The sequence below is a fragment of the Promicromonospora sp. NPDC059942 genome (genome assembly GCF_042731755.1).
GTDB lineage: Bacteria > Actinomycetota > Actinomycetes > Actinomycetales > Cellulomonadaceae > Promicromonospora.
On sequence record NZ_JBHWLR010000023.1, the window covers coordinates 49386 to 58372 of the forward strand.

Genomic DNA, 8987 nt, shown 5'->3' on the forward strand with positions numbered 1-8987 from the left:
GGTGCTGAGGCACGGGCTGCTGAGGTACGCCCTGCGGCGGCTGGCCTACGCCGCGATCGTGGTGTGGGGCGCGTTCACCGGGGCGTTCTTCCTGCTCTACATCGTCCCCGGCGACGCGGCGGGCGGCCTGACGATGGGCGCCTCCGGCGGCGACGTCGAGCAGCTCCTGGCCGAGCAGCGCGAGCTGCTCGGCCTGGACCGCCCGGTCCTCGTCCAGTACGGGGACGCACTGTCGGGCGCCGTCCTCGGGGACTTCGGGGACAGCCTCTACCAGCGCCGGCCCGCCGTCGAGGTGTTCTTCGAGGCCTTCCCGGCAACGCTGCAGCTCGCGTTCCTGGGCCTGGCGCTGGCCGTGCTGCTCGGGGTCGCGCTGTCGGTGATCATCGAGCTGACCGACTGGCGGTGGCTGCGCGAGCTGCTCGTCTCGCTGCCGCCGGTCGCGGTCTCGCTCCCGCCGTTCCTGGTGGCGCTCGTGCTGGTACAGCTCGTCGCGTTCCGGCTCGGCTGGATCGACGCCTTCGGCGACCGGACGTTCCTGGGCCTGCTGGTGGCCTCGCTGTCGATCGCCGTGGCGGGCGGCGGGACGATCTCCCAGCTCCTGACGGCCAACCTGCGCGGCGCGCTGACCTCGCCGTACATCGAGACGGCGCGCAGCTGGGGGCTGAGCCGGTTCGACGTCGTGGTGCGGCACGCCCTGCGCAACGCCTCGCTGCCCGTCATCACGGCGCTCGGGACGCTCATCGGCGTCATGGTCGGCGGCACCGTGCTCACGGAGACCGTGTTCTCGCGGCCCGGCATCGGCCGGCTCGTCGTCGACTCCGTCAACGGCCGCGACATGCCGGTAGTGCTGGTCGCCGTCACCGTGAGCGCGCTGATCTTCGTGACCGTCAACTTCGTCGTCGACCTGGTCTACCCGCTGGTCGACAAGCGCATCCGGCTGGAGGGCTGATGAGCGTCACCGAGACCAAGGCTGCGGTCGCCGCGGGGCCGGCGGGTCCGGCCGGGCCGTCCCCGGCCCGGCCGGGCGCGGGACGACGCCGCAGGTGGCTCGGCCGGCTGCTCGACGTCGCGCGCACGCCCAGCCTGCTGGTGTCGTACGTGTGGCTGGTGCTGATCGTCACGGCGGCGCTCGCCCCGACGCTGTTCGCGTCGGGCGACCCGCTGGCGCAGAACGGCGACGCGATGCTGCTCCCGCCTGGTCCCGAGCACTTCTTCGGCACCGACGACCTGGGGCGCGACCAGTTCACGCGCACCGTGCACGGCACCCGGCTTTCCCTCCAGGCCGCGGTGATCGCGGTGCTGATCGGCCTGGTCAGCGGCTCGCTGCTCGGGCTCGTCGCGGGCGCGGTGCGCGGCTGGCTCGACAGCGTGCTGATGCGCGTCGTCGACGTCATGCTCGCCGTCCCGAGCCTCATCGTGTCGCTGGCGATCATCTCGGCGCTGGGCCACGGCACCCTCAACATCGCCGTGGCCATCGGGATCAACAGCACCGCGACCTTCGCCCGCCTCATGCGATCCGAGGTGCTCAAGGTCGCGGGCGCGCGGTACGTCGAGGCGTCGGTGTTCGCCGGCCACGGCTACGCCTACCGGCTGCTGCGCCACGTCGTGCCGAACGCCACCCGGTCGGTGCTGGCCTACGCGACGATGGAGATCGGCAGCGCCATCCTCACCGTCGCCTCGCTGAGCTTCCTCGGCCTCGGCGCCCCGCCGCCCACGCCCGAGTGGGGCCTGCTCGTGGCCGAGGGCCGCACCTTCATCGCCGCGCAGTGGTGGCTGAGCCTGCTGCCCGGCCTCGTGATCGTCGTCTCCGTGCTGGCCGTGTACCGCATCGGCCGGTCGATCGACCGAGGGAGAACCCGTGTCGTCGCCTGAACCCCTGCTCACCCTCGACGGCGTCAGCGCCCAGTTCACGCTGCCCGGCCGTCCCCCGGTCCGCGTGCTCGACGACGTGAGCCTCTCCCTGCGTCCGGGCCAGGTGCTGGCGCTGGTCGGCGAGTCCGGCTCGGGCAAGTCGACCCTGGGCCGCACCGTCACCGGCACCCTGCCCGAGAACGGCCGCGTGACCGCCGGACACGTGACCTTCGCCGGCCGGGAGCTGACGGGCCTGCCGGAGCGCGAGCGCCGTGCGATCCGCGGCAAGGACATCGGGTACATCCCGCAGGACGCCCTGCTCGGCCTCAACCCGCTCCTGCCCGTGGGCGTCCAGGCGGGCGAGCCGCTGCGCGCCCACGGCCTGGCCGGCAAGGCGGAGCGCCGCGAGCGCGTCATCGAGCTGTTCGGCAAGGTGGGGCTGCGCGATCCCGAGAAGATCTACGGCGCCTACCCGCACGAGCTGTCCGGCGGCATGTGCCAGCGCGTGCTGATCGCGGCGGCGATGTCCACGGGGCCGCGGCTGCTCGTCGCCGACGAGCCCACCACCGCCCTGGACGTCACGGTCCAGAAGACGATCCTGGACCTGTTGGGCGGCCTGGTCGCCGAGAACGACCTCGCCGTGCTGCTCGTCACGCACGACCTCGGGGTCGCGGCCGAGCGGGCGGACGAGATCGCCGTGCTCAAGGACGGCGTCCTGGTGCGCTCCGGCCGCACGCGCGAGGTCGTGGCCGACCCCGGGGACGGCTACACCGAGCAGCTCCTGCGGTCGTCGTCGCTCGGCTTCTCCGGGGCCGACGCCGCCGCGGCCCGGCAGGAGCGCACCGCCACCAGGGTCCCCGGCGACGCCCCGGTGGTGGTCCGGGCCCGCGACGTCGCCAAGACGTTCCGCGCCCACCGCGGCCGCACGGCGGTCACCGCCGTGGCCGGGGCGAGCTTCGAGGTGCGGCGGGGCACCACGCTCGGCATCGTGGGCGAGTCCGGGTCGGGCAAGACCACGCTGGTCCGCCTCCTGGCGGGCCTGACGCCGCCGAGCGCGGGCAGCGTCACCGTCGACGGCGAGCCGGTGGTCCACCACCGCCGGGGCGCCGGCCAGGCCGCGCTGTACCGCAAGGTGCAGATGGTCTACCAGGACCCGTTCGCCTCGCTGAACCCGCGCACCGTCGTGCGGTCGATCCTGGAGGAGCCGCTGACCGGCCACCGGATCGGCGGGTCGGGCCGGCGGGGCGCCGCCGAGCGCGCCCGGCGGGTCGACGAGCTGCTGGAGCAGACGGGCCTGCCGGCGTCGGTCGCCGACCGCTACACGGCCGAGCTGTCCGGCGGCCAGCGGCAGCGGGTCGCGATCGCCCGTGCGCTCGCGCCGCACCCCGAGGTGCTGGTGCTCGACGAGCCCGTCTCCGCGCTCGACGTCACCGTGCGGCGGCAGATCCTCGACCTGCTGCTCGACCTCCAGGACCGGCTCTCGCTGACGTACCTGTTCGTGTCGCACGACCTCGGCGTCGTCGCGGAGCTGTCCGACGAGGTCCTCGTGCTCCGGCACGGCGACGTCGTCGAGCACGGCCCGGCGTCCGACGTCATCTCCCGGCCCCGGACGGACTACGTCCGCCGGCTGCTGGCCTCCATCCCGGGGGCGGCTCCCGCCGCCGCGGGCACTCCTGCGCAATGACCAGAACGACGCACGACCGCATCAGACGAAAGGACTCCGCCATGGGCGAGCCGGCACAGCGCCAGCTGCACCTCGGATACATGTACTGGCTGAACGGGACCCACTGGGGCGGCTGGCGGCTGCCGGAGTCGGCCACGCCCGACCCCTTCGGCCTGGCCTACCCCGCGCAGGTCCTCAAGCTGGTCGAGGACGCGAAGTTCGACTTCTTCTTCCTCGGCGACACGCTCCCGGGCGACGTCTACCGCGAGCACTACGGGACCACCCACAACGCCGGGCGGCTCGAACCGTTCACGCTGGCCTCGCAGCTCGCGCTGCAGTCCTCGAAGATCGGGCTCGCCGTGACCGCGCACCCGACCTTCTACGAGCCGTACATCCTGGCCCGGCTGACCGCCTCGCTCGACCACCTGAGCGGCGGGCGCCTGGCCTGGAACGTGGTGCTCGGCGCGAACGACCTCGCGGCCAAGAACTTCAGCCTGCCCGACCTGGGCGGCGAGAGCCGCTACCGCCGGGCGGCCGAGTTCATCGACGTCATCCGCAAGCTCTGGGACAGCGTCGAGGACGGTACCTACCTGCAGGACAAGGAGTCGGGACAGTACCTCGACCCGAGCAAGATCCACCGGCTGGAGCACCAGGGCGAGTTCTTCTCCGTGGCCGGCACGCTGCCGATGCTGCGCCCGCCGCAGGGCCACGTGCCGCTGCTGTACGCGGGCGGCTCCGAGCTGTCCCGTGAGCTGACGGCGCAGTACTGCGACATCAACTTCACCGGCCCGCCCACCCGGGAGGTCTCGGCGGAGTTCAACGCCGACGTCCGCGCGCGGGCCCTGCGCCTGCGCGGCCGGGAGGAGCCGATCTTCTTCCTGCCCGGCATCACTCCAGTCATCGGCGACACGCGCGAGGAGGCGATCGACCTCTTCGACCGCCTGAACGCGGGCCTCCCGGTCGACGACGACCCCGTGGCCGGGGACCAGGGCGACGACTACTACACGAGCGAGGCGTTCCAGGCGGCGCAGCGGGGCCGGGCGCCCCTGCCGATGGGCGCGCGCAGCCTGCGCTCGATCGGCGAGCGCACCGGCGCCGACCTGCGCCCGCTGGGCCTGGACGGCGTGCTCACACCCTCGCTCGCGGCCGAGCTGAACGACGTCGGGCAGAAGCTGCTGCGCACCATCGCCGACCGCACCGGCAGGACCGTCGAGGCGGGCACCGTGCGCGGCCGGGACCTGCTGCACAACTCCATCGGGGGCGGCTTCCCGCTCGCGATCGGCACGGCGGACGACGTCGCGGGCACGCTCATCGAGTGGTTCGAGCAGGGCGCCGCCGACGGCTTCAACATCCAGTCGCCGGCCATGCTCGACCAGCTCGAGCGGTTCACCGGGCAGGTCGTGCCGATCCTGCAGGACAAGGGCGTGTTCCGCACCGAGTACGAGGCGGACACGTTCCGCGGGCACTTCGGGCTGCCGGTGCCGCCGAACCAGTTCGCGACGACGTCGGCGTCCGCCGAGCCGTCGTCCGTCGGGCAGGAGGCGCGCGCATGACGCTCCCCGACGGGTACCGGGCGCTCGGGCGCTCCGGCCTGGTCCTGTCCGAGCTGGGCGTGGGTGCCAGCACGTTCGGCCGCAGCGGCATGCGCGCCGTCGGGCAGGAGCAGGTCAACCGGATCGTGGACCGCGCCATCGACCTGGGCGTGACCTACTTCGACGTCGCCGAGGGCTACGGCGACCGCACCGGCCTGTCCGAGGAGCTGTTCGGCACGGCGCTGGCCGGGCGGCGCGACCAGGTGGTGATCGGCACCAAGTTCGGCCGGTCGCTGGCGGCGGACCGCGGGCCCTCGTACGGCCGGACCGGGGCGCGCAAGTACGTCCTGGCCGCGGTCGAGGACAGCCTGCGCCGGCTCGGCACCGACTACATCGACCTGTACCAGATCCACTTCCCGGACCCGTTCACGCCGATCGAGGAGACCCTCTCCGCGCTCGACACGCTGGTGCGCGACGGCAAGGTGCGGTACGTGGGCGCGTCCAACTTCAAGGCCTGGCAGCTCGCCGACGCCGACCACGTGGCCGCCACCCGCGGCTACGGCCGGTTCGTCTCCACTACCGACGAGTACAGCCTGCTGTGGCGCAAGCCCGAGGAGGAGCTGATCGGCGCCCTGGAGCACTTCGGCCTGGGGTTCCTGCCGTACTTCCCGCTCCAGAACGGGCTGCTGACCGGCAAGTACTCGCGGGACAACGCGCCGGAGGGCGCCAAGATCACCAACCTCAAGACGTACCTGCTCGGCGAGGCGCCGTGGGACGCGCTGGAGAAGTTCGAGCGGTTCGCCGCCGACCGGGGCGTGACGCCGAGCGCGCTCGCCCTGGGCTGGCTCCTGGCGCAGCCCACGGTGACCAGTGTGATCACCGGCATCACCGTGCCGGAACAGCTCGACGAGAACCTGCTGGCCACCCGCTGGGTCCCGACCCCGGAGGAGGAGCAGGAGCTCCGCGCCCTTCTCCCGGGCACCCTGACGGGCGGCCCGGGCCGCGTCGGCTGACGCGACTGCCGACCCCGCCGCCGACCCGGCCACACCCCCGGTGTTGACCACAGCAGTTGCTGCCAGAGAGCGCGCCTCGCTGGCAGCAACTGCTGTGCTCAACACCGCTCGTGGGTGACCGGCGACCGGATGGCGAGACGATCCCGCCGGGCCATTGCGCCCGGCGGGGGCGGGGCTATGTTGCGCGCGGTCGGCGTCCGCGGCAGGTCCGCGGGGGTGCGCCGCGACGACACCGGAGGTTCTCTTGCCCGCTCCACAGCCCCCTTCGACCCCCTTCTTCGTCGGGCTCGACGCCGACGGCGCGGGCGCGCACCCGGCGGCCGCCGTCGTCGCGCGCCTCGCGGGCGCCGACCTCGTGTCCGGCGCCCGGCTGGCCCGCACGGTCCGGCAGGCCGAGCACGCCGGCCTCACCTTCGTCTCCTTCACGGACGCGCTGCTCCCGGCGGTACCCGGTTCGCCGGCGTCGGCCCGCCTGGAGTCCGTCACCCGTGCCGCCTTCGTGTCCCGCACGACGACGGCGATCGGCCTGGTGCCGCAGGTGCCGACCACCTACCCGGAGCCCTTCCACGTCGCGGCGCAGCTCGCGTCACTGGACATCGCGGCGGCCGGCCGCGCCGGCTGGCTCGCCGCCGTGACCCGGGACGCCGCGACGGCCGACGCCTACGGCCGCCCCGTGGTGGGCGACGTGACCCGCGAGGCACGCGACGTCGTGCGGGTGGTCCGGGAGCTGTGGGACTCGTGGGAGGACGACGCCGTGATCCGCGACGTCGCCACCGGGCGGTACATCGACCGCGACCGCATCCACCACGTCGACTTCGAGGGCGAGACGTTCTCCGTGAAGGGCCCGCTCATCACGCCCCGGCCGCCCCAGGGGCAGCTCGTGGTGCTGGCCGCCGACGGCGACGTGCCCCGTGCGCTCGACGGCACCGGCCCGGGCGGCCGTCCCGGCGACGCGGAGCGCCTCGTCGACGTCACGCTGGTCGGCGGCGCCGGCGTGGGCGCGGCCCGCGGCAACGCGGAAGCCGCGCGCGAGCACTCGCCGCTGGCCGGCGTCGACCTCGAGGTGGTGCTCGACGCCGGCGGCCGCACCGGCGCGGACCGGCTCGCGGTGCTGGACGCCAGCACGCCCACCGGCGTCCGCACGCCGTGGGACACGCGCGCCCTGCGCTATGCGGGCGACGCCGCCGGGCTGGTCACCCTGCTCACCGAGCTCGCCACCCCGGGCCCGGACGGCCGCCGCCCGGTCGACGGCGTGCGCCTGCTGCCCGCCGTGCTCGACGTCGACCTGCCCGTGCTCGCGCGCGACGTCCTGCCCGCCCTGCGCGCCGCCCGCCTCACCGCGGCGCCGCGCCCCGGTGCCACGCTGCGCGAGTCCCTCGGGCTGCCGCGCCCCGCCAACCGCTACGACAACCGCGTCCAGGCGGACGCGGCGAGCGCCTGAGGAGACCCCCATGTCCGACCTGCCCGTGCCCGACCTCCCCGTGACCCGCCCCGACGCCCAGGTGCACTTCGGCGTCTTCTTCCAGGGCGTCAACCACACCACCATCTGGTCCGACCCGGAGTCCGGGTCGCAGACTGACTTCGCCACGTTCGAGCGCGTGATCCGGACGGCGGAGCGCGGGCTGTTCGACGCGTTCTTCCTCGGCGAGGGCCTGCGGCTGCGCGAGTCGCGCGGCGCCCTGCACGACCTCGACGTGGTGGGCCGCCCGGACGCGATCACGCAGCTCGCCGCGCTGGCCGCGATCACCACGCACATCGGCCTGGTCGCCACCCAGAACACCACGTACAACGACCCGGCCGATCTGGCCCGGCGCCTGCAGAGCCTCGACGTGCTGTCCGGCGGCCGGGCCGCCTGGAACGTCGTGACCACCGACAACGCCTGGACCGGGGCCAACTTCCGCCGCGGCGGCTACCTCGACCACGCCCTGCGCTACGACCGGGCGCAGGGGCAGCTCGACGTCGCCCGCCAGATCTGGGACGCCTTCCCGGACACGGGCGGCAGCGACGCGTTCAGCGGGGCGGTCGCGCACGTCTCCGAGCACAGCGCCCTGTTCGACGTCGAGCTCGACCCCACCACGCCGCGCAGCCCGCAGGGGCACCCGATCATCTTCCAGGCCGGCGACTCGCCACAGGGCCGGGACTTCGCGGCCGCCAACGCGGACGTGATCTTCTCGCGCCACGGGTCGGTGCTGGCCGAGGCGCTGGAGTTCGCCGCCGACATCCGCCGCCGGGCCGTCGCCGCGGGCCGCCCCGAGGACGACGTCAAGATCTTCCCGGGCACCGGCGTCATCGTGGGCGACACGCCCGCCGACGCCGAGGAGAAGGCCCGCTGGGTCCGCTGGAACCAGGTCACCCCGGCCACTGCGCTCTCGATCGTCGGCAACGTCTGGGGCGAGGACCTGTCCGGGTACGACCCGGACGGCCCGCTGCCCGCGCACGACCCGGTGGTGGAGGAGCTGGGCGGCGAGCGCGGCTCCGCCACCACGGGCGCCCGGACCCGCGAGATCGCGGCGCGGTGGCGGGCGCTGGCGGAGGCCGAGCACCTGTCGATCCGCGAGCTCGTGGTGCGCAACAGCAGCGAGCGCGGGTTCCAGGGCACCCCGGCCGCCGTGGCGCAGGACCTGATCCGGTGGGTGCGCACCGGCGCCGTCGACGGCTTCAACATCAGCCCGTGGATCGTGCCGTCCGGCCTCGACGACATCGTCGACCGAGTGGTCCCCGAGCTGCAGGAGCGCGGCGCCTACCCGACGTCGTACACCGGGACCACCCTGCGCGAGCACCTGGGCCTGCGCGCCCCGCTCACCCGCCGCGCGGCCGCCGGCACCGCCGCCGCCGTCGGCGCGGCGTAACCGCCGCCGCGTGCCCCATGGTTTGCTTCCCCCCCCAAATCTTGACCCGAAAACACCCGGTTTCTGGTCAAACCTAAGG

Annotated in this window: 7 protein-coding genes; all 7 read left to right on the forward strand. The window is 74.1% G+C overall.

The features are described from left to right. The first annotated feature begins 1 nt into the window (after nucleotide 1). The 7 genes from ACFV9Q_RS25680 to ACFV9Q_RS25710 all read left to right on the forward strand — a co-directional run bounded on the left by ACFV9Q_RS25680 (nucleotide 2) and on the right by ACFV9Q_RS25710 (nucleotide 8908). Entirely contained in the window at nucleotides 2-949 is a 948-nt protein-coding gene (locus ACFV9Q_RS25680) for an ABC transporter permease (RefSeq protein ID WP_377236764.1), read from the forward strand. Beyond that, entirely contained in the window at nucleotides 949-1872 is a 924-nt protein-coding gene (locus ACFV9Q_RS25685) for an ABC transporter permease (protein ID WP_377236765.1), read from the forward strand. The genes ACFV9Q_RS25680 and ACFV9Q_RS25685 overlap by 1 nt, the downstream gene beginning before the upstream one ends. Beyond that, nucleotides 1859-3535 (forward strand): dipeptide ABC transporter ATP-binding protein, encoded by a 1677-nt coding sequence (locus tag ACFV9Q_RS25690; protein WP_377236766.1) that lies wholly within the window; start codon nucleotides 1859-1861, stop codon nucleotides 3533-3535. Before ACFV9Q_RS25685 ends, ACFV9Q_RS25690 begins: the two co-directional genes overlap by 14 nt. Before the next feature lie 41 nt (nucleotides 3536-3576). Beyond that, complete coding sequence (locus tag ACFV9Q_RS25695) at nucleotides 3577-5067, forward strand: LLM class flavin-dependent oxidoreductase (RefSeq protein ID WP_377236767.1); 1491 nt, start codon at nucleotides 3577-3579, stop codon at nucleotides 5065-5067. After that, nucleotides 5064-6059: an aldo/keto reductase gene (locus ACFV9Q_RS25700; protein WP_377236768.1), complete on the forward strand. Its 996-nt coding sequence runs from the start codon at nucleotides 5064-5066 to the stop codon at nucleotides 6057-6059. Before ACFV9Q_RS25695 ends, ACFV9Q_RS25700 begins: the two co-directional genes overlap by 4 nt. A gap of 244 nt (nucleotides 6060-6303) precedes the next feature. Beyond that, nucleotides 6304-7500, forward strand: coding sequence for an LLM class flavin-dependent oxidoreductase (locus ACFV9Q_RS25705; protein ID WP_377236769.1), 1197 nt, complete (start codon nucleotides 6304-6306; stop codon nucleotides 7498-7500). 10 nt (nucleotides 7501-7510) lie between these two features. Beyond that, entirely contained in the window at nucleotides 7511-8908 is a 1398-nt protein-coding gene (locus ACFV9Q_RS25710) for an NtaA/DmoA family FMN-dependent monooxygenase (protein ID WP_377236770.1), read from the forward strand. Nucleotides 8909-8987: the final 79 nt, after the last annotated feature.

Excerpts from the sequence above, each read along its gene's own strand:
- ACFV9Q_RS25700 (WP_377236768.1), top strand. The coding sequence starts at position 5,064 with ATGACGCTCCCCGACGGGTACCGGGCGCTCGGGCGCTCCGGCCTGGTC.
- ACFV9Q_RS25685 (WP_377236765.1), top strand. The coding sequence starts at position 949 with ATGAGCGTCACCGAGACCAAGGCTGCGGTCGCCGCGGGGCCGGCGGGT.
- ACFV9Q_RS25695 (WP_377236767.1), top strand. The coding sequence starts at position 3,577 with ATGGGCGAGCCGGCACAGCGCCAGCTGCACCTCGGATACATGTACTGG.
- ACFV9Q_RS25710 (WP_377236770.1), top strand. The coding sequence starts at position 7,511 with ATGTCCGACCTGCCCGTGCCCGACCTCCCCGTGACCCGCCCCGACGCC.